Consider the following 25,217-nt stretch of genomic DNA (forward strand, 5'->3'; position numbering starts at 1 on the left):
ACGCACGCGCATTCGGCCGACACACAGAGACCTGACGAAGCGCAACCAGCCAAGACGAGCCGCACCCACGCGCATTCGATCAGCGCGCAGAAACCAGCCGCCGGCCCGCGGTGTCCGCGATGCCGTCCACCAGGTCGTCGAGGCGAGCCTCGGGCAGGGCCTCGGTGTGCGGGCGCAGGTAGAGCACGGAGCCGTCGGCGAGTCCGGCCCGGGCGAGGGTGGTCTCCTCGTCGAGGGGGGCGTCACCGAGGCGCTGGAGCACCCAGCCGGCGTGGTCGAGTCCGGCCTCCTCGGCCTCCTCGCCGACGTAACGCAGCAGCGTCGGCAGGAGGTCGGCGACGGGCACGTCGGCGGGCACGGCCAGATCGACGGAGACGCTCGGCGCGCGTACGGTCAGGCGGCACAGTTCGGCCACCGCGCTGTCGGTCATCAGCTGGACTCTCGTCTTCCGTGGGGGCGTTGGCGGGAGGTCTCCCCTCGCGAGAGGGGACGTGCGAAGAATACGGAAGGCCCGCGCGGCCGGGAACGAGAGGGCCGGGCGGAGGAATTGTGTCCGGGCGCCCGTGCCGCCCCTCCCGCGTGGACAGGTCGTGTTCCGTGAATGCAGACTACTGCCTACGTCCGTCGGCCGTGCTCCGGTCCGGTTTCGTCGGCCGGTACGGAGTTTGCCCGTCAAGCGAGTTGGCCGTTCCGAGCGGTCCGCTCGAAATGTTCACCCGGTGTCCACCGCGTCGGACGGTTCCCGGAGAATCGGCGTGACGCGCTCTTTCCCGGCGACGGGTACGCCGCTTTTCGGCGCGGGCCGGAATGCCAGTGAAACCGGAGGTTTCGTTCCTTGAGTGTGGTGCTGTTTCGCCGGCCGGCGCGCAGGCGCGGCCCGGAGATGCCCGACGGACAACTGACCCTCCAGGAGCCCCCCGTCCTGTCCGAGACGGTGCCGGACACCTCGGCGGTGTGGACCTATCTGCCGATGGCCCTGATGTCGGTGTCGATGATGCTGATGTTCCTGCGCACCGGCGGCGGGAACGGCATCTTCATCTACCTGGCGATGGGCGTGATGGCGCTCTCCGCCGCTGCGATGCTGCTGGGACAGCTGATGCGCCGCTCCAGCGAGCGCAAGCAGCGCCTGAAGGGCGAGCGCCGCGACTACCTCCGCTACCTGGCGCAGATCCGCAAGCGGGTCCGCACCACCATCACCGAGCAGCAGCGGGCCCTGGCCTGGCGGCACCCGGAGCCCGCCGCGCTGCGCTCCCTGGCCCGCACCTCGCGGCTGTGGGAACGCCGCCCGGCCGACGAGGACTTCGGCGAGGTCCGCATCGCGGTCGGCGAGCAGCAGCTCGCCCTCACCCTGACCCCGGTCTCCACCCGCCCGGTGGAGGACCTGGAACCGCTGTGCGCGCACGCCCTGCGCCGTTTCGTCCGCGCCTACTCCACCATCCCGGACCAGCCGCTCGGCCTGTACCTGCGGTCCTCGGCCCGGATCCTGATGCGCCCGGAGGAGCCCTCGCCGGGGGAACCGGACGAGGCGGCCACGGTGCCGGCCGGCACGGCCGAGGGCGACGCGGCCGTACGGGCCCTGGTGCGGGCCGTACTCGGTCAGCTCGCGGTGTTCCACGCGCCCGAGGAGCTGTGGCTCGCGCTGTGCGTCAGTGACGAGCGGCGGCCCGACTGGGAGTGGGCCAAGTGGCTGCCGCACGTGCTGCACCCCTACGAGGAGGACGGCGCGGGCAAGGTGCGCCGGATCACCGCCGACCTCACCGAGCTGGACGACCTGCTCGGCCCCGAGTTCGCCGAGCGTCCCGGCTTCGACCCGGACGCCCGCCCGGCCCGTGACGAGCCGTACACGGTCGTCGTCCTGGACGGGGTGACCGTCCCCGAGGGGCACCGCTGGGAGGGGCACGGCTACCGCAACGCCCTGGTGCTGGACGTGTCCGGGGCGCTGCGCTGGCGCCCGGGCCGCAACACGCTGCGGCTGACCGTGGGGCCCGGCCGGGTGAGCCTGGTGCGCACCGACCGCAGCCGCAAGGAGCGTTCCGTGCCGCTCGGCCGGCCCGACCGGCTCGGCCTGCTCGGCGCGGAGTCGCTGGCCCGGCTGCTCGCGCCGCGCCGGATGAGCCTGGGCACCGACATCGCGCAGCCGCTGGACGCCGACGTCGAGCTGACCACCCTGCTCGGCATCCCCGACCTGCACCGGCACGACCCCAAGACCCTGTTCGAGCGGCACACCGGCGCCGGGCGGCTGCGGGTGCCGATCGCGGTCGGCGTGGACGGCCGCCCGGTGGAGCTGGACATCAAGGAGTCGGCGCAGGGCGGCATGGGCCCGCACGGCATGCTGATCGGTGCCACCGGATCCGGCAAGAGCGAGCTGCTGCGCACCCTGGTGCTCGGTCTGGCCCTGACCAACTCCTCGGAGACGCTGAACTTCGTCCTGGTCGACTTCAAGGGCGGCGCCACCTTCCTCGGCCTCGAGGAACTCCCGCACACCTCGGCCGTCATCACCAACCTGGCCGACGAGGTGGCCCTGGTGGAGCGCATGCAGGACGCGCTGCACGGCGAACTGATCCGCCGGCAGGAGCTGTTGCGCGCGGCCGGCAACTACACGTCGGCGCTGGAGTACGAGCGGGCGCGTGCCGCGGGGGCCGGCCTCGCCCCGCTGCCCAGCCTGTTCGTGGTGGTCGACGAGTTCAGCGAACTGCTGTCCGCGCACCGCGAGTTCATGGACCTGTTCGTGATGATCGGCCGCCTCGGCCGTTCGCTGGGCGTGCATCTGCTGCTCGCCTCGCAGCGTCTGGACGAGGGCCGTATGCACCAGTTGGAGAGCCATCTGTCGTACCGGGTGGGCCTGCGCACGTTCTCCGCGATGGAGAGCCGCGGTGTGCTCGGTGTGCCGGACGCCTACGAGCTGCCCGCCCAGCCCGGCAGCGGCTACCTGAAGTCCGGGGTGGAGTCCCTGACCCGGTTCCGCGCCGCCTACTCCTCCGGCACCTACCGGCGCCGTACCGGAGCGGTGGTGCAGGCGCGGGTGGCCAGCCAGGTGGTGCAGTGGACCAGCGGCTGGGTGGTGCCGCGCACGCTGGAGGCGCCGGAGCCGGAGCCGGTGGCCGAGGAGACCGGTGACGAGCAGACCCTGCTCGACGTGGCCCTCGACCGGCTGCGCGACTCCGGTCCCGCCGCGCACGAGGTGTGGCTGCCGCCGCTGGACGAGCCCTCGCCGCTCGACGCCCTGCTGCCCGGTATCGCGCCCGACCCCGAGCGCGGTCTCACCGCCGCCGGCTGGTCCGGCACCGGGCGGCTGCGGGTGCCGGTGGGGCTGGTGGACAAGCCGTTCGAGCAGCGCCGCGACCCGCTGGTCGTGGACCTCTCCGGGGCGGGCGGCCATGTCGCCGTCGCGGGTGGCTCGCAGAGCGGCAAGTCCACCCTCGCCCGCACCCTGATCGCGGCGCTCGCCCTCACCCACACCCCGGCCGAGGTCCAGTTCTTCTGCCTGGACTTCGGCGGCGGCGGTCTGTCCCAGCTCGCCGCGCTCCCGCACGTCGGCGGTGTCGCGCCCCGGCTCAACCCCGAGCGGGTGCACCGGGCCGTCGCCGAGGTGATGACGCTGCTCGCCCACCGGGAGCAGTTCTTCGTGGACCACACCCTCGACTCCATGCAGTCCTACCGGCGCCGCCGGGCCGCCGGGGAGTTCCCGGACGAGCGGTTCGGCGACGTGTTCATGGTGGTCGACGGCTGGTCCACGGTCCGCCAGGACTACGACGACCTGATCCCGAAGTTCAACGAACTCGCGGCGCGGGGCCTGAACTACGGCATCCACCTGCTCATCACCACCACCCGCTGGGTGGAGCTGTCCGCCCAGGTCCGCGACCAGGCCGCGACCCGCCTCGAACTGCGGATGGGCGACCCGATGGACTCCGAGGTGGACACCCGCAAGGCCCGCGCGGTGCCGCGCAGCGGCGGCCGGGGCATCACCGCGGACAGCAAGATGCACTTCCTGGCCGCACTGCCCCGCCTCGACGGCAGCGGCTCCCTGGAGGACCTCGGCGACGGCGTCGCCCACCTGGTCTCCGAGGTGTCCCGGCACTGGCCGGGCGCGCCCGCCCCGCAGATCCGGATGCTGCCGCACCGTCTGCCGCTGGCCGAACTCCCGGCGCCCGAGTCCACCGAGGGCGGTGGCATGCGGCTGCCGCTCGGCATCGACCAGGACGCGCTGGAGCCGGTCTGGCACGACTTCAGCCGCACCCCGCACCTGATCGTGGTCGGTGACACCGAGAGCGGCAAGACGAACCTGCTGCGCCGGATCACCAAGGGCATCACCGACCGCTACGCCCCGAACGAGGCGAAGATCATCGTGGTGGACTACCGCCGCACCCTGGTGGACGCCGTCCCCGAGGAGTACCGCATCGGGCACGTGATCTCGCTGGACAACCTCAAGGACACGATCGACGGCGCGGCGCGGGCGATGAAGACCCGGGTCCCCGGCGCGGACATCGCGCCCGCCCGGATGCGCCGGTGCGACTGGTGGACCGGCCCGCGCCTGTTCATCCTGGTCGACGACTACGACATGGTCTCCGGGAACTCCTTCCAGAGCCCCTTCGAGGCGCTGTTCGAGCATCTGACGCTCGGCTTCGAGATGGGTCTGCACCTGGTCGTCGCGCGCAGCGCCATGGGCGCCGGCCGCGGCCTCGGGGACGCGCTCATCCGCCGCCTCGACGAGGCCAACAACCCGGCGGTGCTGCTCTCCTGCCCGCCCTCGGAAGGCCGCCTCTTCGGCAACGCCAAGCCCCTCAACCTCCCGCCCGGCCGAGCCCTGCACATCGCCCGCCGCCGCGCCCGCCTCATGCAGACGGCCCTGGTGGAGGAGGGGCTGCCGCAGGATTCCTGACCGGAGGGGGCGACAGGACCACGAGCGGACGGCGGGCCACCCGGAGGTGGCCCGCCGTCCGCTCGTCGTACGGAACCGGACGCGGCCGGTGCCGGTCAGTCCTCCGGGACCGCCGGTACCGGCGGCGGGCGCCAGCCGCGTCCGCGGGCCCGGGACAGGGCGTAGCCGGTCCACAGGACGGCCAGGACGCCGGCGGACCCGAGGAGGACGAACAGGGTGGCGCGGCCGGTGGCGTGGTCGGCCGCCGAGGTGTCGCGAACGGTCACGGGGTCCGCCGCGCGTTCGGCGGAGGTGTCCGGGCCGGGCAGCACCGTGGTGACGGCGGCGTAGGGATCCAGCTGGGGGATGTCGGCGGGGTAGGCGGTGGCGGTCAGCCGGCGGATGACGGCGTCGGGCGTGTCGTCGGGGTGGGCGGCGCGCACGACGGCCGCGGTACCGGCGGCGTAGGCGGCGGCCACCGAGGCGCCGCCGCCGAGGTAGTGGCCGTCACCGCGCGGACCGCCGGAGACCACCCCGGCGCCGGGCGCGGCCAGGTCGATGCCCCGGGTGGGCAGGCCGGAGTCCGGGCGGGCGCCCGTGGGGAGCATGTCGGCGACCGAGAGGACGCCGGGCTCGCCGGCCGGCCAGTAGGTGCGCGTCGGGACGTCGCCGGCGCCGAGCCGGGGCGGGTCGGGAGTCGCCGCGGCGACGACCACCGCGCCCGCGCGGCGGGCCTCGGCGACCGCCGCCGTCAGCCGGGCGTCCCGGCGCGGCAGCGCCACGCCGACCGCGATCACGTCGGCGCCCGCGTCGGTCGCCGCGCGCACCGCCGCGGTGACCAGGCCCGCGTCGGGCGCACCGCGCCGGTCGGTGCCGCGCAGGGCGAGGATCTTCGCGCGCGGGGCGACCCCGGCCATGCGGGGGCTGTGCCCGCCGTCCCCGGCGATCAGGCCGGCCAGGAAGGTGCCGTGCCCGACGCAGTCCTGGGCGGCGTCCCCGGTGGCGGTGACCCGGCCGTCGAGTCCGGCGGCGCCTGGCGCCACACCGGTGTCGATGAGCGCGACGGTCATGCCCGCGCCGGTGCCGTGGCCGTGCACCCGGTCGAGGTCGAGGCGCTGGCGCGACCAGTCCTGCTTCTTCGCGGTCGCCCCGGAGGGGGGTGTGCAGGCCGCCTGCTCGTCCCGCGGGTCGAGCGCGGAGGGCATGCCCGGCAACTCCTGGCCCTTCTTCCCGTCGGCGGCCGGCACGGCCCCCGGGTGCGCCGGTACGGCGGCCTCGGCGGCCGGGGCCGGGGCGGCGGTCAGCAGCAGGACGGCGGCGCAGCCCGCACCCGCCAGCAGTCGGGCGGGCGGCCTCATCGGGGGGCCGCCTTCGCGGCGGCGACGTCCTCGGGAAGGAGGATGCGCAGGTCGTCCAGGGTGGGCGCGGCCAGCGAACTGAGCCGCCCGGCCTGCCTGGTGACCATCGACTCGACCACCTGACGGGCCAGCCGGGCGTTGCCGAAGGACCGGTCCCGGGGCAGCGCGTCGAAGTACTCCATGAGCAGCGGGCCGGTGCCGGGCCCGCACTCGTACCCCATGGCCGCGGCCTGGGAGCGCACGATGGTGACGAGTTCCTCGGAGGAGTAGTCGGCGAAGGCGATCCGGCGCGGGAAGCGCGAGGACAGCCCCGGGTTGGAGGCCAGGAAGCGCTCCATCTCGTCGGTGTACCCGGCGACGATGACCACGACCTCGTCGCGGTGGTCCTCCATCAGCTTCAGCAGGGTGTCCACCGCCTCCTGGCCGAAGTCGGCGCCCTGCCCGCGCGGGGTGAGGGTGTAGGCCTCGTCGATGAACAGCACACCGCCGCGGGCCCGTTCGAAGACCTCGCGGGTGAGCTGGGCGGTGTGGCCGATGTAACGGCCGACGAGGTCGGCGCGCGCGGCCTCGACCAGCTGGCCCCGGTCCAGGATGCCCAGCTGGGTGAGGATCTCGCCGTAGAGCCGGGCCACGGTGGTCTTGCCGGTGCCGGGCGGCCCGGTGAAGACCAGGTGGTGGCTGAGGTTGGGCACCGGCAGTCCGGCGGCGGCCCGGTGGCGTGCCGTGGTGATGAGGTTGACCAGGTCGGCGACGTCCCGCTTGACCTCGGCCAGGCCGATCATGTCGCCGAGGCGGGTCAGCGGGTCGTCGGCCGGGGCCGCGCTCCGGGCCGACTGCGCCGCCGCGGCGACGGAGACGTCCTCGGGGAGCAGCAGCCGCAGGTCGTGCTCGCTGACCTGTGACTGCTCCGCGAGCCGGACCGCCTGCCGGTCCACCATCTCCTCGAACACCCCGCGCGCGGCACGGCCGTTGCCGAACCCGGCGTCGCGCGGCATCGCCCCGAAGTGCGCGGCCAGCGCCTCCGCGGTCCCCTCGGCCAGCTCGTACTGGTGCTGGGCGCACATGTTCTCCATGATCGCGACCAGTTCGGGCACCGTGTAGTTCTCGAACTCGACGGTCCGCGAGAAGCGGGAGGCGAGGCCCGGGTTGGAGCCGAGGAAGGACTCCATCTCACGGGAGTACCCGGCGGCGACGACCACGACCTCGTCGCGGTGGTCCTCCATCAGCTTCAGCAGGGTGTCCACCGCCTCGCGCCCGAAGTCGGCGCCGCCGCTGCCGCTGTCGGCGGTGAGCGTGTAGGCCTCGTCGATGAACAGGACTCCGCCGAGCGCCCGCCGGAAGGTCTCGGTGGTCTTGATGGCGGTGCCGCCGACGACCTGCGCGACCAGGTCGGCGCGGGAGACCTCGACCAGGTGACCGCTGTGCAGCGAGCCGAGTTCGGCGAGGATCGCCCCGTAGAGACGGGCCACGGTGGTCTTGCCGGTGCCGGGCGGCCCGGCGAAGATCAGGTGCCGGCTCATCGGCGGTGCGGGCATGCCGAGTTGCTCGCGGCGCTGGGCGAGCTGGGTCAGGTTGACCAGGGTACGGACCTGCTGCTTGACGTTCTCCAGGCCGATCAGCGCGTTGAGGGCGCCCAGCGGGCCGTCGGCACGGTCGGGCGCGGGCCCGTCCGCGGCACCGGAGCCGGCCGGGTCGGTGTTCTCGGCGCTGCCCGTGCCCCAGGCGTCCCGCTTGCCGTTGCCGGTGCTTCTCAGGCCCTCCACGGCGAGGCGTTCGCCGGGCGCCGTCTGCACCAGGCCGCCGCCCTCGTTCTCCCGGGCGACGCAGTTGACGAGCGACACCGGCGCGGTGGACTCCACCCGGAAGCCGTCCTGGGCGCCGCCGCTGACGTCACAGCCGCTGAGCGAGGCGAGGGCGCCCTCGCGGAGCAGGAAGCCGTGCCCCTTGGGCGCGTGCACGGTGGTGCGGTTGGCGGTCAGTTCACCGCCCCCGGCGACCACGACGCCGTCCTCGCCGGACGTCTCGACGCGGAAGTCCCGGACGGTGACGTTGCCACCGTCCTCCACGACCAGGCCGCTGGTGCCCGCACCGGCGACCCCGCCGCCGGCCAGGTAGAGGGTGCTGCCCGAGGCGACGTGCACGCCCGCGCCGCCGGGGCGGACGATCTCGCAGTCCTCGGCGCGGCCACGGGCGTGCTTGGCGGCCGATATGCCGTCCCCGGCGGGCTCCACGAGCCGGGCCCGGCGCAGCAGCGGGTTGGCACCGCCGCGCACCGCGACCGCGGGCGCGCAGCCGATGACCTCCAGGCGGTCGAGCTCCGCGGCCGAGTCCTCCTCCAGCAGCAGGCCGGTCTGCTCGCAGTCGCGGACCGTCAGGCCGGTCAGGGCCGGGGACGCGGCCCCGGCGACGCGCAGTGCCGCACCCTGGGCGCCGTCCACCCAGCAGTCCTCGAAGGTGCCGCGCGCCCGGTCGGTGACGAGCAGGCCGTGGCCGCGGGTGCGCGAGATCCGGCAGCGGCGCAGCACCGGGTCGGTGCCCTGGGCGAGCGTGATGCCGTTGCCGGAGGCGCCGGTGACGCGGACGTCCTCCAAGGTCGTCCGGCCGGCGCTGCTCAGGTGCACACCGGTGCTGGTGTCGTGCACCACCGTGCGGACCACGGTGAGGGCGCAGTTCTGCTCCAGAGCGAGGGACGGCTTGTCGGTGGAGGAGATGTCGCAGTCCTCCAGGCTGCCGCGCGCCTCGCCGTTGGCGAGCAGACCGTTGCCCCGGGCATCCCGGATCGTGCACCCGCGCACCCGGGCCTCGCCCTGCTCGGCGAGGACCAGGCCGCTGGTGCCCAGGTGTTCCAGGGTGCAGGACTCCACGGTGGTGAGCGTGGTCGAGGTGACCACGATGCCCGCGCCCTGCGGGTTGCTCACCCGGCACTCGCGCAGCGCGAGCGACCCGGTGCCGCCGGCGAGCAGCGCCGTCCAGGCGGCGCCGACGATCTCGCAGCCGTCGAGGGCGGCCTGTCCGCGCCGTACGTCGACGGCGGGCAGCTCGGGATCGCCGCCGCGCAGGGTCAGTTCGGAGAGCATCACGGCGTCGGCGCGCAGCGACAGCACGCTGCCGGTGCGCGGCCGGATCTCGACCGTGCCCCGCCCGTCGGCGGCGGTGAGGGTGACCCTGGTGTGGACGACCAGCTTCTCCGCGTACGTCCCGGGCCGGACGCTGATGAGGGCGCCGGTACGGGCCGCCGCGAGTGCCTCACCGATCGTCCGGTAACGGTCCCGGTCCCCGGGACCGACCGTCAGTACCTGGCGCGACACGCACCAACCTCCTCGCTACGGCGGCGTCTTGAGCGGGCGCCCCCTTCGCCGGGGGCGCGTGTCGGTGAACCGACGGGTGCCATCATGCCTCGTCCCGGGGGTCGGGCGGGCGCCGGGAGTCGGCGGTCCCGGCCGGAGCGCCGGTCAGACGCTCCACTTCTGGTTGTCGGTGCCGGCGCAGTCCCACAGTTGCAGCCAGGCCCCGTTGCCCGGGTTGCTGTCCCGGATGTCGACACACTTGCCGACGACGGTGTTGACGAGGTCGTGGGCCGGGTTCAGCGCGAACTTCTGCGCGTCGTTGCCGTTGCACCAGGCGATCTGGATGGGTGTGCCGTTGTTGTAGTCCGCGTTGGCCACGTCGAGGCACTTGCCCTGGATGCGGACGGTGCCGTCGGAGGCGAACTGGAACTTCTGCGCGTTGCTGTTGTTGCAGTCCCACATCCACAGCTTCCTGCCGTCGCCGAAGTCGCTGGCCGGTACGTCGATGCAGCGGCCCGAGAGGTGACTGTGCAGGGAGACGGGGAAGTTGAGGATGAGCCCGGGACCGGCGTTCCCGGACGTCTTCTTGGTGCTGCCGGACTTCTGGGCGGTCCCGGGCTTCCCGGCGGTCCCGGACTTCTTGGCGGTGCCGGCCTTCTCGGCGGTACCGGAGGACTTCCCGGTGGCCCCGGCGCCGCCGCGCCCCGGTGCGTCCTTGGTGTCGGCGTGCTTCCCGGGGGCGCCCGGGCCGGACTGCCGCGCCGGGGCGGGCGCATGGGCGTCGTCGTGGCCGGACTTGGCCGACTCCCCGGCCCGCTGGGCGCGTTCGCCCGAAGGACTGGCGTCCGGCTGCGTCACGGCGTAGTCGCCCGGCGCCTCACCGGCGTTTCCGCCGAGCACGGTCTCCGCGGCCGCCGGCAGGGCGCGGTCGTGGCCGCCCTTCCCGCCGATCAGCAGGAACGGCACCGACACGAGCAGTGCGCCGCCGAGCGCGGCGCCCGCCAGCGCGGCCTTGCCCGGACGCCCCACCGGCCCGGTCCGCGTCTGCGGCCGGTCGATCGCGGTGGCGGTCATGGTCCGCACGAGCGCGGGCAGCCGGCTCTTGGCCATCGCCGCGGCACCGGGGTCGGCCTCGGTGACGGCCGCGGACGCGGGCGCGGCGGCCTCACCGGCGGCATCAGGTGTGCCCTCGGTACCGGCGTCAGGTATGCCCTCGGTACCGGCGTCGGGTGTGCCCTCGGTGCCGGCGCCGGGTATGCCCTCGGTACCGGTCTCGGGTGTGCCCTGCGCGGTGACCGGCGGCTTGCCGTCCGGTTCGGCTGCCGGGGCCGCCTCGGGTCTCCGCGTGGTGCCCGGATCGCCGGTACCGGCGGACCGGGGCTCGGCTGCGGGCTTCCCCTCGGCCGACGCCCGGGGCTTCGGCTTCGGCTCGCCGACGGTGGCGGCCACGGTGGTGGGGGCGGTGGTGGCCGCCGCCTCCCCGTCGGAGCCGGACTCCACCTGCGGAGTGGCGGGGGGACGCTGGGCGGGACGCGTCACGGGTTCCTCCCTGTGGTGTGGGGCCAGGGCTCAGGAGAGCTGTCGGTGTGGTCCTCGGTGCCGGCGTCCGCGGTGCCCGGGACCGCGAGAAGGGCGTCCGACGGGACGAGCAGCGGGGCCACGGCACCGGCGTTGACCATGAGCATGCTGCCCGAACCGCTCAGCGAGCGCGCCAGTTGCCGTGCCGTGAGGGTGTCGTGGTGCAGTGCGTCGGACAGGAAGGCGTGCGCCGGTGCGGTGAACACCAGCACCACCGGCGCCCCTTCCCGTCCCGCGGCCGTGAGCGGTGTGCCGTCGGGTCCCCGCACCACCGTGACCTCGGCCTCCGCGAGGGCGGCCAGGGCCGCGTCCGCCGAGCCGTAGCCGGTGGCGGCCCGCTGGGCGGCGGCGTCGACCGGGTCGGTGGGCTCCGGCCAGCCGAGCACGCGGGCCGAGGGACGGTACGCCGGGTTGGCGCGGTAGTCGCCCACGCCCCCGCTCTCGTCGGACTGCCACTCCCCCGGCACGGCCCACTCGGGCGGAGGTCCCTGCCCGGTCCACTCCGGGTCGACGATGCCGATCCAGTGCCCCGGCGCGTGACGGGCGGCGTCCCGCACGGCCTCGGGTATCCCGGGGGTGCCGGTGGGCTCGGAGACTTCGGTTGCCGCAGCCGTCGCCGGAACAGAGGGGGCCGCCTCGGACCGGGCGTCCTGGCCGCCCTGCCGGCTTTCTCCGGGCCGCATCTCCACCTGAACTCTTGGGTCGGTACGAACTGCTGGTCGCCGTACGCCATTCGCGCACATCGGCGCCGGTCAGATCGCTGAGACCTCAGGATGCCACACGCGTCCCGTGCGTGGGGGGTCCGACCAGGCCCGTTGGGGGTCAACACATGACCGTTGTGTGCCCGGTTGGAGAATTTTCCGGGAGCAGTGAGGCGCGGTGGGACAAAGTGACGGGGCGCCGATGGGAGGGAAGCGGACCCGGCTGCTTCGACGGGCTAAGTTGGGTGTGCCTCCGGCTCCGTCGAAGGACAGCGCCGTACGGCCGGACGTCCGGGCCGGCGCCGTACGGGACCGGTCCGGACGGTTCGCTTCGGCGCGGCACTCGCCCGATTCCCGGCGGGCGCCGCACGGTTCGCCCGGACCGGCCGTTCCACGGACCCCTGCCCAGCACCGAGAACTCCGCCACCGAGGAGGAGTACCGCATGTCCCCCCAGCATCCCGCCCCCGGAGCGAACGCGGAGACGGCCGCCACCCGCCCCGGCGAGGCCGTGCTCTCGCCGTCCTCCTCCACGCCGGAGGAGAACACCCGACCCCGGCCGTCCTCCTCAGCGCCGGAGGAGAACACCCCGGTGCCCGGGGCCGGGGCCGCCTCCACCGTGCCGGCCGCGAACAGCGCCGCCACGCCCGCCGGGAAGGCCGCGACCGCTCCGGAGGCCGAGAGCGCCACCGACCCCACCGACCCCACCGACAAGGACGCGGGCACCCCCGCCGAGAAGAACGCGGCCACCCTCGCCGAGCAGAACTCGGGCACCCTCGCCGAGAAGGACTCGCCCACCGCCACCGCCACCGCCGAACCGGCGACACCCCCCGCCGGGGGCGGTGACGCCTCCGCCCCGAGCGCGCCCGCGCCCGCCACCGCTTCCGCCTCCGCGACCGTCAAGGCGCCCCCCACCGCTCCCGCCACCACGACCGCCAAGACGCCCCCGACCGCGCCCGCCACCGCCTCCGCGACCGCCAGGAAGCGCCCGGACGCGGTGGCGGCGGCCGCAGCCGCGGAGTTGACGCCGCCGGTGGTCAGGGCGGACACCGGAGTCGACCGGGCACGCCCGCACAAGGCGATGCTGGCCGGCGCGGCCCTGCTGGGCGCCGCCCTGGTCGCGATACCGGTGCTGCTGACCGGCAGCGGGAACGACGACGGCCCCCGGCGGCCCGTCGGTCTGGCCGCGGACGACTCGGACACCGTCCTGAACCCGCAGTCCGGGCCCGCCGCCCTGGACGACTACGTGACGGAGAAGCCGAGCCCGTCGCCGGCCAAGGAGACGCCGAAGAAGGCCGCGGCCCCGAAGCCGGCCGTCGCGCCTCCCGTCGCGCCCGCGCCGAAGCCGTCACCGAGCCCCACCGCCGAGAAGAAGAAGCCCGGGCCGAAGCCGAAACCGAAGCCCAAGGCGCCCCCGAAGCCGCAGTGGAGCACGGAGACCGTCCAGGCGACCAGCGTCCTGGAGGTCAACCAGGCCTGGACCACCAACCGCATCCGCATGGTCATGCAGACGGACGGCAACCTCGTGGTCTACAACGAGAACGGCCACGCCCTCTGGGCCACCATGACCTTCGGCCAGAACCACCGGGCGGTCTTCCAGACCGACGGCAACCTGGTCGTCTACAACGCCGACAACCACCCGATCTGGGCCTCCCAGACGAACGGCCACGACGGCGCCCAACTGGTCCTGCGCACGGACGCCAAGGTCGCCGTCGTCGCCAACGGCCAGACCATCTGGACGACCTGACCACCGGGCCCGGACCGCCCGCCGGAACACCGGAGGACGCACCGACGTTCGATCCGCAACCGGATCCCCGCGGCCTCGGCGTAGGCGAACACGTCCGCCAGGGTCCGAAGTCGCGCGCCGGAGTGGTCGGGGATTGCGAAGCCACGCATGGCCGGCAACGGGCGGATCTCCCCGATGGCGCGGGAGATCGTGGAGCGGGCGATGCCGTACAGCTCGGCGAGCGCGGCGTGCGGGAGCCCGGTGCGTAGGTGGACCAGGGTGACGAGCAGGCGGTCGGTGAAGAGCAGGTCGTGCTTCGGGCCGGCACCGGCCTCCCGCTGCCGCTCGGCACCGCGCCGTCACGAAGCTCCGACTCGCGCCGGGCGAGCCACAGATCGGCCAACTTTGCGATCAAATCACCGAGATGTGCACGCGAGACGCCGCAGAAGGCAGGATGGGTCAAGGCCGCACGGGCCCACTTCTTGGTCACACTCGAAGAACCCGTGCGGCCACGGCCACGTCACGGCTGCCCGCCGATGATCAATGGGTGTGGCTCTTCTGCGGGAACTGTCCGAGCTGGGAACTTCCCAGAAGAGCAAACGCAGCCGGCGAAGCATCGGTCCGAGCATCAGGGCCTCAGCAGTCCGCCCACCCACCAGTCGTGCGGCTTGCCGTCGTTGGCGATGCTGCGATTGCGCAGTGTCCCTTCGACGGTGAAGCCGAGTTTCTCGGCGACGGCACGCGAGCCGGTGTTCCCGGCCATGGCCCACCACTCGATGCGGTGGACGTCGAGGGTGGCCCAGCCCCAGTCGCACAGGGCACGAGCGGCCTCAACCGAGTACCCGCGTCCGCGCTGCTCCTTGACCGCCCAGTAACCGAGCTCCCAGACGCCGCGGCTGATGAGGGTCAGGCAGTACGAGCCGACCAGGGCGCCGGTGTCCTTGCGGAACGCGCCGAGGGTGTAGTCCTTGTCCTCCGCCCAGTGGGCGGGCAGCTTCTCGCCGACGAGCTTCTCCGCGTCGGCACGCCGGTACGGCACCGGCACCGGGGTGTAGAACTGGATGTCTTCGTCCTGGCAGGCTTCGTACACCGCATCCACGTCGGCAGGTGTGAAGGCCCGCAGCAGCAGACGGTCGGTCTCGAGAGTCACTGGATCCATCGCGAGAGTATGACCACCATCAACAAGCGGCGACCAGCGAATATCCCGACCGAGCACCGCCCATCACAACACCCCGGGCTGGTCAACGGTCGTCGCAACACCCCAGATCAGCTCCCCCAGAGACGGAGCTGCACCCACCTTCAATCGCGGACCGAGCCGTAAGGAGCAGCGCGCCCGGAAGGTTCCCGTCGTCGAGGAGACCGTCCGCCCGTGGCACAGCGCACCGTCTCCGCCGGCCCCGTCCCCGGCGCGCGTCCGTGCCACGCGGGGGACGCATCCGCACTGCGGTCCTGCGCGCCGCGACCACGGGGACGAGGTGTCACCCGGCTCGGCTGCGAGCACCCGCGCCGTCACGCGCTCCGCCCACCGGGCGTGAGATGACGGCCGCCGACGCGGCGCCCTCCGCACACCTCGCCGTGCCGAGCGCCCCGCGTATGCCGGCCGGCCCGACTGTCCTCGGCCGCCGACACGGGTCAGGGAGCACCGGTCCCCACACGGCCGAAAATGATCGAGGGGCGGTTTCGGATTCCTCCGAAACCGCCCCTGACCTGCGACTCCATCGAGTCGGGACGACAGGATTTGAACCTGCGACCCCTTGACCCCCAGTCAAGTGCGCTACCAAGCTGCGCCACGTCCCGATGCACTCACTCACGGTGACCCGTGTGATCGCGCGGACAGAACTTTACCCCACGTCCGCCGGTGCGCCGAAAAGGGCCGGGTGGGGACGGGATGGGGCACGGCTGGGCTGGGGCAGGGGCGGGGCCGCGGCAGGGCCGGGCCGGGCCGGACGGGAGACGGCGGGAGACAATCGGCCGTATGACGAAGGCAGGCGCATTCGACGGCCGGGACGGTGACGCGGCCGGCCAAGGCCGGGACGCTGACGGGTGGGACCGGGACGGGCAGGGCCGGGACGGTGTCACGGACGGCGGGGACCGGGACACGGAGGGCAGGGACCGGGACACGGACGGCAGGGCACGTAGCGCGCGGCCGCGGGACGGGCTGGGCCGGCCGCTGCCCTACGGCGCGCAGGGCGTCCCACGGCAGCCCGAGGGTGTCGTACGGGAGCCGCGGGAGACGGTCCTGGAGGCGCAGTCGCTGCTGGACTCGGGCAGGCCGTTCCACGCGCACGAGGTGTTCGAGGACGCCTGGAAGTCGGGCCCGCAGGAGGAGCGCGCGCTGTGGCGGGGGCTGGCCCAGCTGGCGGTGGGGCTCACGCACGCGGCCCGCGGGAACGCGGTCGGCGGGGCGCGCCTGCTGCGGCGGGGCGGTGGCGCGGTCGAGGAGTGGGCGGCACAGCGGGGCGAGGACCGGCCGTACGGGATGGATCTGCCCGGCCTGGCCCGGTGGGCCCGGGAGCTGGCAGCACGCGTGGACCACGGACCGGGCCCGGTGGACGCGCGCACCGAGGCGCCCCGACTCGGCCTGGGCGAGCCGGGGTGAGCCGGGGCGAGCCGGGGCGAGCCGGGACGACGGTTCCGCGGCCCGCAGGACGACGGCCGCCACCGGGCCGAGGCGACGATCCCCCCAGCCCGTCGGACGACGGTCCCCGCTACGCCGGACGACGGTCCCCGCCACGCCGGACGACGGTCCCCGCCACGGCGGATGACGGTCCCCGCCACGGCGGATGACGGTCCCCGCCACGGCGGATGACGGTCTCCGCCGGGCCGGGCGTCGTGCCGGCCGGGGGCGGAGGCGGTGGACGCGCCGGTGGCGGTATGCGGCAGACTCGGCGCGTGCGAAAGATTCATGTCATCGGTATCGGCGCGGGCGACCCCGACCAGCTGACCCTGCAGGCGGTCAAGGCGCTGCGGAGCACGGACGTGTTCTTCCTGCTCGACAAGGGCGAGGTGAAGAGCGATCTGACCCAGCTCCGCCGGGACATGCTGGACGCACATCTGCCGGCGGGGTCCTATCGGGTGGTGGCGGCCCGGGACCCGGAGCGGGACCGGAAGGCGGGCGGGACGGCGTACTCGCCGGCCGTCGGTGACTGGCGCAGCGCGCGTGCCGGGATCTACGAGCGGCTGATCGTCGAGGAGCTGGCCGAGGACGGCACCGGGGCGTTCCTGGTGTGGGGGGACCCGGCGCTGTACGACAGCACGCTGGGGATTCTCCAGGAGGTGCTCCGGCGCGGCGCGGTGGCGTTCGAGTACGACGTCGTGCCCGGCGTCAGCAGCGTCTCCGCGCTGGTCGCCCGGCACCGCACGGGCCTGAACCGGGTGGCGCGTCCGGTGCAGATCACCACCGGGCGGCGGCTGGCCGAGGGCTTCCCCGACGGCGTGGACGACGTGGTCGTGATGCTGGACGCGCAGCAGGCCTTCCGGCGGTACAGCGACCAGGACATGGACATCTACTGGGGGGCCTACCTGGGCACCCCGGACGAGATCCTGGCCTCCGGTCCGATCGCCGAGGCCGGACCGCGCATCGAGCGGCTGCGCGCCGAGGCACGCGAGCGCAAGGGCTGGATCATGGACACGTACCTGCTGCGCAGGAACCCGGGCGAGGACTGACACCCGCCGCGCGGACGCGCGTTGCCACCGGGTCCGGCATGCGGGCGGGCGCCGCGGCCGGCCCGCCGCACGCGCGCGGCCGAGCACGGGATTCGCCGTGTTCCGCCCCCGATACGCTCATCCCATGCCCCCGCACGTCCTGATCCTCGGCGGCACCACCGAGGCCCGCCGCCTCGCCGCCGACCTCGCCGCCCGCCCCGGGGTCCGGGTCACCACCTCCCTGGCCGGCCGGGTGGCCCGGCCGGCAGCGGTGGCGGGCGAACTCCGCATCGGCGGCTTCGGCGGACCGGACGGCCTCGCCGACTGGCTGCGCGCCCACCGGGTGGACGCCCTGGTGGACGCCACCCACCCCTTCGCGGAGGCGATCACGGCCAACGCCGCCCGCGCGGCGGCGGCCACCGGTGTGCCGGCGGTCGTCCTGCGCCGCCCCGGCTGGCGGCCCGGTCCCGGCGACGACTGGCACGCCGTCCCCTCCCTGACGGGGGCCGCAGAGATCCTGCCCCGGCTGGGCCGCCGGGTGTTCCTGAGCACCGGACGCCTGGGTCTGGCGGCCTTCGCGGGGGCGGCGGACCTGCACTTCGTCGTCCGGTCCGTGGACCCGCCCGAACCGCCGCTGCCCCCGCACACCCGGGTGGTCCTGGCGCGCGGCCCGTTCACCACGGCCGACGAGACCAGCCTGCTGCGCGACCACCGGATCGACGTCCTGGTCACGAAGGACAGCGGAGGCGAGGCGACGGCCGCGAAACTCACGGCCGCGCGGGAACTGGGGCTGCCCGTGGTCGTCGTACGCCGGCCCGAACCTCCGGCCGGTCTGACCGTGGTGCCCGACGTGGCCGGCGTGCTGGAGCGCCTCGGCTTCGCCCCGAGCTGACGACCGGGGCCCCGGCCCCGCTCCCTGTGCGACCGGGAACGCGGCTGGCGGGTCGGCGACTGCACGCCGCCCACGATCGTCGCCGCGATCACCAGTCGTTCGAAGAGCCGCTGATCGATCCTGTTCACGGCCCACTTTCCGATCAGCGCGCCTGCCCGAGCATCGACTGACTTGCACCGTTGGCAGGCAGGCGGTCCAGTGAGGCGAGTCGTCCATGCGCTCTTCGATGCACTCGCGCACGGTCCCGACACACCGTGCCGACAGCGAACACTGCCGCCGGCGCGGTCTCTCGGCGCAGGGTCCGTTTTCGCCGCGGGCAGGAGCTCGCGTCTGCGCGGTCTAGCCGGAAACCGGCAGTGCGATGTTGTCGATCGCGGCGTCGGCGATCCGGTTTCGCGTCTTGGTGTCGACCCCTGCTTTGGCGAGCGCCTCGAGCCCTCGGTGTGTGGCGAGGATCAGCCCGCCCAGCACCTCGGCGTCGGCGGAGGGATCCACGTGTCCGGCGCGCTGTGCCTGCTCGATGAGTTGGCGGCAGCTGTCGAGCAGTGTTTCGTACGCCGCGAGCGACCTGGCCGCGATGGCGTCGTTCTCCCACGACAGTTCGGCCGTGGTCTTGGCGAGCAGGCAGCCACGCCGGCCCTGGTAGCTCTCCGACGCTCGGAGCCAGCCGCGGAGGCGGTCGAGGGCCTGGTCTTCGGGACCTTCGAGCCGTGCGGCAGCGCCCTCGTCCGACCTCGCGCAGTATTCCTCGAACACTCGCCGGAAAAGTGCCTCTTTGTCACCGAACGCGCCGTAGAGACTTCCCTTGCTGAGCCCTGTCGCGCGGGAGAGGTCGTCGACCGAGGTGCCGTGGTAGCCGGTTTCGTTGAACTTCAAGCGCACAGCAGCCATGACGTCCTGCTCGTTGAACTTCCGGGGTCGCGCCATGTGGCAATCCTACGCCGTTCCGAACTGCCGGTCCAAAACTTCTGGACGTTCGGTCCAGAACTCGTTATTGTGGACCACATGTTCAGAACTACTACTTCACCCGACCCCATCGAGTTCGCCGGCAAGCGCGCAGTCGTGACGGGAGGTTCCCGCGGGATCGGCGCGGCCGTCGTGCAGCGGCTGCTCGACGGCGGCGCGACCGTCGTCACCACGGCCCGCAACGCCACCGACGAGACGCCGAAGGCCGCCACCTTCATCCAGGGCGACATCAGCACGCTCGCGGGTGTGCGGGCCTTCACTTCGGCCGCACTCGACGAACTCGGCGGCGTCGACATCGTGGTCAACAACGCCGCCGCAGCGGGCGCGCACCTCGGGGGCATCGCGTCCATCCCCGACGAAGAGTGGATCGACGCACTCAACCTCAACTACCTGTCCGCCGTGAGGGTCAACAACGAGCTGCTGCCGGCGCTGCGCGAGGCCGGAGCGGGCAGCGCGATCGTGAACATCTCCTCTGGAGCGGCCGTCACGCCCATGCCGCCGCTGGCCCACTACGGTGCCGCCAAGGCCGCGCTCAACAACTACGGCAAGGCCCTGGCCGCCGAGCTCGCGCCGGCCGGAATCCGCGTCGCCACGATCATGCCCGGCAACGTGCTCACCCCGGGCGCCGACGCGATCCGCCAGAACTTCGCCGACGCGATGGGTGTCCCGCTCGCCGACATCACAGCGGGAGTCCCGCTGGGACGCCCCGGAGACCCGCGCGACATCGCGGAGGCCGTCGCCTTCCTCGTGTCAGACCGGGCCCAGTGGGTCACCGGAGTGAGCCTGGCAGTCGACGGCGGCGAACTCCCCATCATCTAGCGGTACTTCGGCAGCCCGTAGACACCGTCCCCGGCGCAGTCCTGCCGTCGGCAGGACTGCGCCGTAGGACGAACCACGGCCGCGTCGGCACTGAACACGGAGGCGATATCCGGTGTGCCGGCCTTCTCGGCTCCGGACCGGTTGCCGGGGCCGTGGCACACGCGTGAAAGCGCACCCCGCGAACATCGGCTGGCAGGACATGCGGGAACCGACGCCAGGCGCACGTACCCGGCCCGCGTAAGGACCGCCTCGCCGGTCGGCCCCCACCGGCCGGCGTACCGGGCCCGCGGTGCGCGCCCGAACACCCTCATGACACCTTCACGCTCCGCCCGACGGACCGCTGTACCGGGCCCGCAGTTCCCGCTTGAGCACTTTCATGCTCGGTCCCAGCGGCAGTGCCTCCGTGAACTCCACGCGCCTGGGGTACTTGTGCCTGCCCAGGTGCTGCTTGGACCACTCGATGAGGGCGGTGGCGTCGGGCACGGTGCCCGGCGCCGGTACGACGACGGCGCACACCTCCTCGCCGTGCAGTTCGTCGGGCAGGCCGATGACGGCGGCCTGGGCGACGCCGGGATGGCGCACCAGCACCTCCTCGACCTCCCTCGGGTACACGTTGTAGCCGCCGCGGATGATGACGTCCTTCTTCCGGTCGACGATCCGCAGGAAACCGTCCTCGTCCTTGGTGCCGAGGTCCCCGGTGCGGAACCAGCCGTCGACCAGGGCCTCGGCGGTGGCCTCGGGGCGGCCGAGGTAGCCGGAGAAGACGTTGTGGCCGCGGATGACGACCTCGCCCAGTTCGCCGGCCGGCAGGAGTTCGATGCGGCCCTCGGCCTCGGCGCGGGCGATCTCCACGTCGACGCCCCACAGCGGGTGGCCGATGGTGCCGGGCCTGGTGCCGAAGACCGGCTGGTTGACGGTGGCCGTCGGCGAGGTCTCCGACAGCCCGTACCCCTCGTAGATCCTCGCCCCGAACGCGGCCTCGAAGCGCTCCAGTACGGCGACCGGGAGCGAGGCCCCGCCCGAGACGCACACCCGCAGCTCCGGCAGCGCGGTGGCGTCCCCGGCCGCCGCGGCGAGGGCGACGAACATGGTCGGCACGCCGTGGAAGGTGTTCACGCCCTCCTCGACCATCAGCTCGATGGCGCGGGCGGCGTCGAAGCGGGGCAGCAGGACGAGCGTGGCACCGGCCCGCCAGGTGGAGTTGAGGGAGACGGTCTGGCCGAAGGCGTGGAAGAGGGGCAGCGCGCCGAGGGCGATGTCGTCGGCGCGGATGTCGTTGGCGTCGAAGGCGTTGACGGTCGCGTTCATCACCAGGTTGAAGTGGCTGAGCACGGCGCCCTTGGGGACACCGGTGGTACCGCTGGTGTAGAAGATCACCGCGGGGTCGTCGGCGGTCCGGGTGCGGTAGGACGGGAGCGGCTCGGTGCCGGCGGCGAGCTTCTCGAACTCCTCGCCGAGGGTGACCGCGCGCACCCCGGTGGCGGCGGCCGCGGTGCGTCCGGTCTCCGCCTGGGCCGGGTGGACGAGCAGCAGCGTGGCGCCGCTGTCGCGCAGGACGTGCTCGACCTCCCCGGCCGACAGCAGCAGGTGCACGGGGACCACGACGGCGCCGGCCGCGGCGATCGCGTAATAGGCGACCGGGAACTCGGCGGTGTTGGGGGCCATCAGCGCCACCCGGTCCCCCGGTCCCACGCCGAGGCCGGCGAGCGCGCCCGCCTGTTCCAGCGCCTTGCGCCACACCTCCGCGAAACTGAGGCGCAGACAGCCTTCCACGAGAGCCGTCTTCTCGGGACGGCGCCGGGCGTTCTCGGCGAGGATGGCGGCGACGGACAGGGTTGCCATGGAGTGGTGCTCCGTTTCCTTGCTGCGGCTCGTGTACCGAATCCCCTTGCGGGGAGCCCTTGTGGGCAGATCACCGGCCCCTACGCCCTTGACGGGAAACCCCGTTGGCGGCTCGCTGCCCCTGCCTCCGGGGCGGGGAAACCCCGTTGGCGGCTCGCTGCCCCTGCCTCCGGGGCGGGGAAACCCCGTTGGCGGATCGCTGGTCCCCCTCCCGGGGGGCCTGCCGGCGGATCGCTGGTCTCCACCCCCTGGGGGCCTGCCAGGGGACCGCTGCTCCGCACCCCCCGGCGGGCCTGCCGGGCGATCGCTGCTCCCCACCCCCAGGCGGGAAGCCCCGTTGAGCGATCGCCAGGCCCCTATCCCCCTGACGGGAGGCCCCGTCGGCGGATCGCTAGTCCCTTTCGACCAGCACCGCGCTGCCCTGGCCGACACCCACGCACATCGTCGCCAGCCCGCGTGCCGCGCCCGTGCGCCGCATCCGGTGCAGCAGCGTGGTCAGGATGCGGGCGCCGGAGCAGCCGAGCGGGTGACCGAGGGCGATGGCGCCTCCGCTGGGGTTCACCAGGTCGGGGTCGATGCCCAACTGGTCGACGCACGCGAGTGCCTGTGCGGCGAACGCCTCGTTGAACTCGGCCTCCTGCAGGTCCTCGATCCGCCAGCCGGCCCGGGTGAGGGCCTTGCGGGTGGCGGGGACGGGGCCGATGCCCATCACGTCGGGGTGGACCCCGGCGGAGGCGCCGGCGACGTAGCGGCCGAGGGACTGGAGTCCCAGCTCCTCCAGGGCCTCCTCGCTGACCAGCAGCAGGCCGGCCGCCCCGTCGTTCATCGGCGAGGCGTTGCCCGCCGTGACCGTGCCGCCCGCGCGGAAGACCGGCTTCAGCCGGGACAGCTTCTCCGGCGAGGTGTCCTCGCGGACGCACTCGTCCCGGTCGACCACGATGCCGTCCGGGCGCTCGACGGGCAGCAGCTCGTCGTCGAAGTGGCCGTCCTTGCGGGCGGCCGCGGCCAGCCGGTGGCTGCGCAGCGCGAACTCGTCCTGGCGCTCGCGGGAGATGCCGTACCGTTCGGCGACCTCCTCGGCGGTCTCGCCCATGGCCAGCAGGCCGTGCAGGTCCTTCATGGCCGGGTTGACCAGGCGCCAGCCGAGCCGGGTGTCGTGGGTCTCGATCCGGTGCGGCAGGGCCTCGTCGGGGCGGGGCAGCACGAAGGGCGCGCGGCTCATCGACTCCGAGCCGCCCGCGATGACCACGTCGGCCTCGCCCGCGGCGATCGTCCGGGCGGCGGTTGTCACCGCTTCCAGACCGGAGGCGCACAGCCGGTTGACGGTGGCGCCGGGCACGGTCTCGGGGAGCCCCGCGAGCAGGGCGGCCATCCGGGCGACATTGCGGTTGTCCTCGCCCGCCTGGTTGGCCGCGCCCCAGTAGACGTCGTCGATGCGGGCGGGGTCGAGCGCGGGCACGCCGGCCACCAGCCGGCGGATCACGGTCGCCGCCAGATCGTCGGGCCGGATCGCGGACAGGGCTCCGCGCAGCTTGCCGATGGGGGTGCGGCGGGCGGCCGCGAAGTGGACGGGACGCACGACTGGGACTCCTGACCTACGACGCTGTGGATCAGCCGGGGCCGCGGTCCGGGCCGTGACCCTCCGGCTGTGATCAGCCGGGGCCGCGGTCCGTCGCGACCCCCCGTTAATTAGCACTGCTAGTTTTGGACTATAGACCTCCGCCCGGCTCACTGGGAAGATCCTCACCCACCTTCACCGAGGCAGCCGGAGGAGACATGCACCACGTCCGCGAGCACGTCGTCGAGGGCACCCGCGGCGCGATCGCCGTCCGCGAATGGCCGCACCCGTCCCCCCGCCACCTGGCTCTCCTCGTGCACGGCTACGGCGAGCACGCGGACCGGTACGAGGAGCTCGCCGGTGTGCTCACCGGGCACGGGGCGGCGGTCTACGCACCCGACCACATGGGGCACGGGAGGTCGGCCGGGGAGCGGGTGCTGATCGAGGACTTCGAGGACGTGGTCACCGATGTGCACACGGCGGCGGACCTGGCCCGGGCCGCGCACCCCGGCCTGCCGCTCGTGCTCGTCGGCCACTCCATGGGGGGCCTGATCGCGGCCCGCTACGCCCAGCGGTACGGCGCGGAGCTGAGCGCGCTGGTCCTTTCCGGGCCGGTGATCGGCGCCTGGGAGCTGCCGCGCCGGCTGCTGGCACTGGACGAGATCCCGGACACCCCGATCAGCCCGTCCGCGCTCTCCCGGGACCCGGCGGTGGGCGCCGCCTACGCCGCCGACCCGCTGGTCTGGCACGGGCCGATGAAGCGGCCGACGCTCCAGGCGTTCGTACGGACCCTGGAGGCCGTCGACCGGGGCGGTGACGTGGGCCGGCTGCCGGTGCTGTGGCTGCACGGGGACGACGACCGGCTGGTGCCGCCGGCCGGCAGCCGGGTCGGGGTGGAGCGCCTCGGCGGGGGCCGGCTGACCGAGCGGATCTTCGCGGGAGCCCGGCACGAGGTGTTCCACGAGACGGACCGGGATCGGGTCCACGCCGAGGTGATCCGCTTCCTGGACGCGTCACTGCCCCGCTGAGCAGGCCTGTTTGGCCGCTCCGGCCGCGGGGCACCCGCCCTCACGGACGCAACCACGGATACCGACGAATCCAGGAAAGGGGACATCCCCACCATGTCCGTGATCAAGAGCACGCTGCCCGCGGAGGCGCTCGGTGTCACCGGGACCGCCCTGCAGGACACCCTGATCGATCTGCTCGGACTGTCACTGGTCGGGAAGCAGGCGCACTGGAACATCGTGGGCCCGCGCTTCCGGTCGATCCACCTCCAGCTGGACGAGGTGGTCGACACGGCGCGCACCCACTCCGACACGGTCGCCGAACGCGCCGCCGCGCTCGGCGTGCCGCCCGACGGACGCCCGGAGACCATCGCCGCCGCCTTCGCCCTGCCCGGTACCAAGGACGGCTGGCTGCGCGACACGGAGGTGGTGGAGCTGATGGTGTCGGCGCTGGAGACGGCCGTCGGCCGGCTGCGCGAGCGGATCGAGGCGACGGAGAAGGCGGACCCGGTCACCCAGGACCTGTTCATCTCCATCACGGCCGACCTGGAGAAGCAGCGCTGGATGTTCGAGGCCGAGAACCAACCGCGCGAGAACGCCGCCGGTTAGCACATCCACCCCGTACGGAAGGGGCACTCCATGGCCGACGCCCTCGAACTCGACACGCTGTGGGAGGACTTCCACCGCGTGGTGAACATGACCTCCGCCGAACTGGCGGCCTGGCTCCGGGTGCGGGACGCCGACGACGAGGCGGAGCCGCTGCCCGAAGAAGCCGGCACGCCGACCGGCCGGCATGTCCTCGCGATCCTCCAGAAGCGCCGTACGGACCTCACGGACGCCGACATCCGGGTGATGTACCGGGTCGTCGACACCGTCGACGCCCTCGCGGACCTGGAGAACGAGCCGGAGCCCGAGGCCACGCCGGAGGACACCCGCCGCCGGCACCGGCTGATGACCCTCGGCCACGACCCGCTCAAGCCGTAGC

At 73.6% G+C, this 25,217-nt stretch carries 17 protein-coding genes, 1 tRNA gene and 3 pseudogenes; 9 read left to right on the forward strand and 12 right to left on the reverse strand.

Going from position 1 to position 25,217, the window contains the following annotated elements; genetic code table 11:
• Positions 1-94: 94 nt before the first annotated feature.
• A pseudogene (locus tag ABVB68_RS32215) lies at positions 95-430 on the reverse strand (EsaB/YukD family protein); the annotation flags it as partial.
• A 453-nt stretch (positions 431-883) separates the two neighbouring features.
• Here ABVB68_RS32215 and eccCa point away from each other — a divergent pair.
• Complete coding sequence (eccCa, locus tag ABVB68_RS32220) at positions 884-4,879, forward strand: type VII secretion protein EccCa (RefSeq protein WP_353604725.1); 3,996 nt, start codon at positions 884-886, stop codon at positions 4,877-4,879.
• A gap of 95 nt (positions 4,880-4,974) precedes the next feature.
• Here eccCa and ABVB68_RS32225 read toward each other — a convergent pair whose 3' ends face one another.
• The 4 genes from ABVB68_RS32225 to ABVB68_RS32240 all read right to left on the reverse strand — a co-directional run bounded on the left by ABVB68_RS32225 (position 4,975) and on the right by ABVB68_RS32240 (position 11,764).
• Complete coding sequence (locus ABVB68_RS32225) at positions 4,975-6,216, reverse strand: S8 family serine peptidase (protein WP_353604726.1); 1,242 nt, start codon at positions 6,214-6,216, stop codon at positions 4,975-4,977.
• A complete protein-coding gene (locus tag ABVB68_RS32230; RefSeq protein ID WP_353604727.1) occupies positions 6,213-9,524 on the reverse strand; it encodes a right-handed parallel beta-helix repeat-containing protein in 3,312 nt (1,103 codons plus the stop codon). Before ABVB68_RS32230 ends, ABVB68_RS32225 begins: the two co-directional genes overlap by 4 nt.
• Positions 9,525-9,668: 144 nt before the next feature.
• Positions 9,669-11,042, reverse strand: a complete 1,374-nt coding sequence (locus ABVB68_RS32235) for a ricin-type beta-trefoil lectin domain protein (protein WP_353604728.1) — start codon at positions 11,040-11,042, stop codon at positions 9,669-9,671.
• On the reverse strand, positions 11,039-11,764 hold the full coding sequence (locus ABVB68_RS32240) for a type VII secretion system-associated protein (protein WP_353604763.1): 726 nt from the start codon (positions 11,762-11,764) through the stop codon (positions 11,039-11,041). Before ABVB68_RS32240 ends, ABVB68_RS32235 begins: the two co-directional genes overlap by 4 nt.
• Positions 11,765-12,225: 461 nt before the next feature.
• On the opposite strand from ABVB68_RS32240, the gene ABVB68_RS32245 reads away from it, so the two are divergent.
• Positions 12,226-13,527 carry a mannose-binding protein gene (locus tag ABVB68_RS32245; protein WP_353604729.1) on the forward strand — a complete coding sequence of 434 codons (1,302 nt, stop codon included), beginning with the start codon at positions 12,226-12,228 and terminating at the stop codon, positions 13,525-13,527.
• Positions 13,528-13,682: 155 nt separating this feature from the next.
• Here the strand turns inward: ABVB68_RS32245 and ABVB68_RS37065 are convergent.
• The 3 genes and pseudogenes from ABVB68_RS37065 to ABVB68_RS32260 all read right to left on the reverse strand — a co-directional run.
• Positions 13,683-13,814, reverse strand: a pseudogene (locus tag ABVB68_RS37065) (helix-turn-helix domain-containing protein); the annotation flags it as partial.
• Positions 13,815-14,134: 320 nt separating this feature from the next.
• Complete coding sequence (locus ABVB68_RS32255; protein ID WP_353604730.1) at positions 14,135-14,665, reverse strand: GNAT family N-acetyltransferase; 531 nt, start codon at positions 14,663-14,665, stop codon at positions 14,135-14,137.
• Between the two features lie 564 nt (positions 14,666-15,229).
• Positions 15,230-15,303 (reverse strand) — tRNA-Pro (locus ABVB68_RS32260).
• A gap of 178 nt (positions 15,304-15,481) precedes the next feature.
• Between ABVB68_RS32260 and ABVB68_RS32265 the strand changes: the two genes are divergently transcribed.
• From ABVB68_RS32265 to ABVB68_RS32275, 3 genes are all read left to right on the forward strand, one after another.
• The gene (locus tag ABVB68_RS32265) at positions 15,482-16,105 is read left to right on the forward strand and encodes a DUF309 domain-containing protein (protein WP_353604731.1); all 624 of its coding nucleotides are present in this window, start codon (positions 15,482-15,484) and stop codon (positions 16,103-16,105) included.
• A gap of 293 nt (positions 16,106-16,398) precedes the next feature.
• The gene (cobF, locus tag ABVB68_RS32270) at positions 16,399-17,172 is read left to right on the forward strand and encodes a precorrin-6A synthase (deacetylating) (RefSeq protein WP_353604732.1); all 774 of its coding nucleotides are present in this window, start codon (positions 16,399-16,401) and stop codon (positions 17,170-17,172) included.
• Positions 17,173-17,296: 124 nt separating this feature from the next.
• Positions 17,297-18,043, forward strand: coding sequence for a cobalt-precorrin-6A reductase (locus ABVB68_RS32275; RefSeq protein ID WP_353604733.1), 747 nt, complete (start codon positions 17,297-17,299; stop codon positions 18,041-18,043).
• Between the two features lie 59 nt (positions 18,044-18,102).
• Here ABVB68_RS32275 and ABVB68_RS37070 read toward each other — a convergent pair.
• A pseudogene (locus tag ABVB68_RS37070) lies at positions 18,103-18,195 on the reverse strand (sulfite exporter TauE/SafE family protein); the annotation flags it as partial.
• Between the two features lie 187 nt (positions 18,196-18,382).
• Positions 18,383-18,970, reverse strand: a complete 588-nt coding sequence (locus ABVB68_RS32280; protein ID WP_353604734.1) for a TetR/AcrR family transcriptional regulator — start codon at positions 18,968-18,970, stop codon at positions 18,383-18,385.
• Positions 18,971-19,048: 78 nt separating this feature from the next.
• Here ABVB68_RS32280 and ABVB68_RS32285 point away from each other — a divergent pair, with 78 nt between their 5' ends.
• Positions 19,049-19,828, forward strand: a complete 780-nt coding sequence (locus ABVB68_RS32285; RefSeq protein ID WP_353604735.1) for an SDR family oxidoreductase — start codon at positions 19,049-19,051, stop codon at positions 19,826-19,828.
• A 318-nt stretch (positions 19,829-20,146) separates the two neighbouring features.
• Here the strand turns inward: ABVB68_RS32285 and ABVB68_RS32290 are convergent, their stop codons facing one another.
• Together ABVB68_RS32290 and ABVB68_RS32295 are read right to left on the reverse strand one after the other, a co-directional pair.
• A complete protein-coding gene (locus tag ABVB68_RS32290; protein ID WP_353604736.1) occupies positions 20,147-21,670 on the reverse strand; it encodes a long-chain-fatty-acid--CoA ligase in 1,524 nt (507 codons plus the stop codon).
• 391 nt (positions 21,671-22,061) lie between these two features.
• Complete coding sequence (locus ABVB68_RS32295; RefSeq protein ID WP_353604737.1) at positions 22,062-23,249, reverse strand: thiolase family protein; 1,188 nt, start codon at positions 23,247-23,249, stop codon at positions 22,062-22,064.
• A 197-nt stretch (positions 23,250-23,446) separates the two neighbouring features.
• Between ABVB68_RS32295 and ABVB68_RS32300 the strand changes: the two genes are divergently transcribed.
• The 3 genes from ABVB68_RS32300 to ABVB68_RS32310 all read left to right on the forward strand — a co-directional run bounded on the left by ABVB68_RS32300 (position 23,447) and on the right by ABVB68_RS32310 (position 25,216).
• Positions 23,447-24,256, forward strand: a complete 810-nt coding sequence (locus ABVB68_RS32300) for an alpha/beta hydrolase (protein ID WP_353604738.1) — start codon at positions 23,447-23,449, stop codon at positions 24,254-24,256.
• 93 nt (positions 24,257-24,349) lie between these two features.
• On the forward strand, positions 24,350-24,841 hold the full coding sequence (locus ABVB68_RS32305; RefSeq protein ID WP_353604739.1) for a Dps family protein: 492 nt from the start codon (positions 24,350-24,352) through the stop codon (positions 24,839-24,841).
• A gap of 30 nt (positions 24,842-24,871) precedes the next feature.
• Positions 24,872-25,216, forward strand: coding sequence for a DUF3140 domain-containing protein (locus ABVB68_RS32310; protein ID WP_353604740.1), 345 nt, complete (start codon positions 24,872-24,874; stop codon positions 25,214-25,216).
• The last annotated feature ends 1 nt before the right edge of the window (position 25,217 follow it).

Source organism: Streptomyces sp. NPDC096012, assembly GCF_040426375.1.
Taxonomy (GTDB): Bacteria; Actinomycetota; Actinomycetes; order Streptomycetales; family Streptomycetaceae; genus Streptomyces.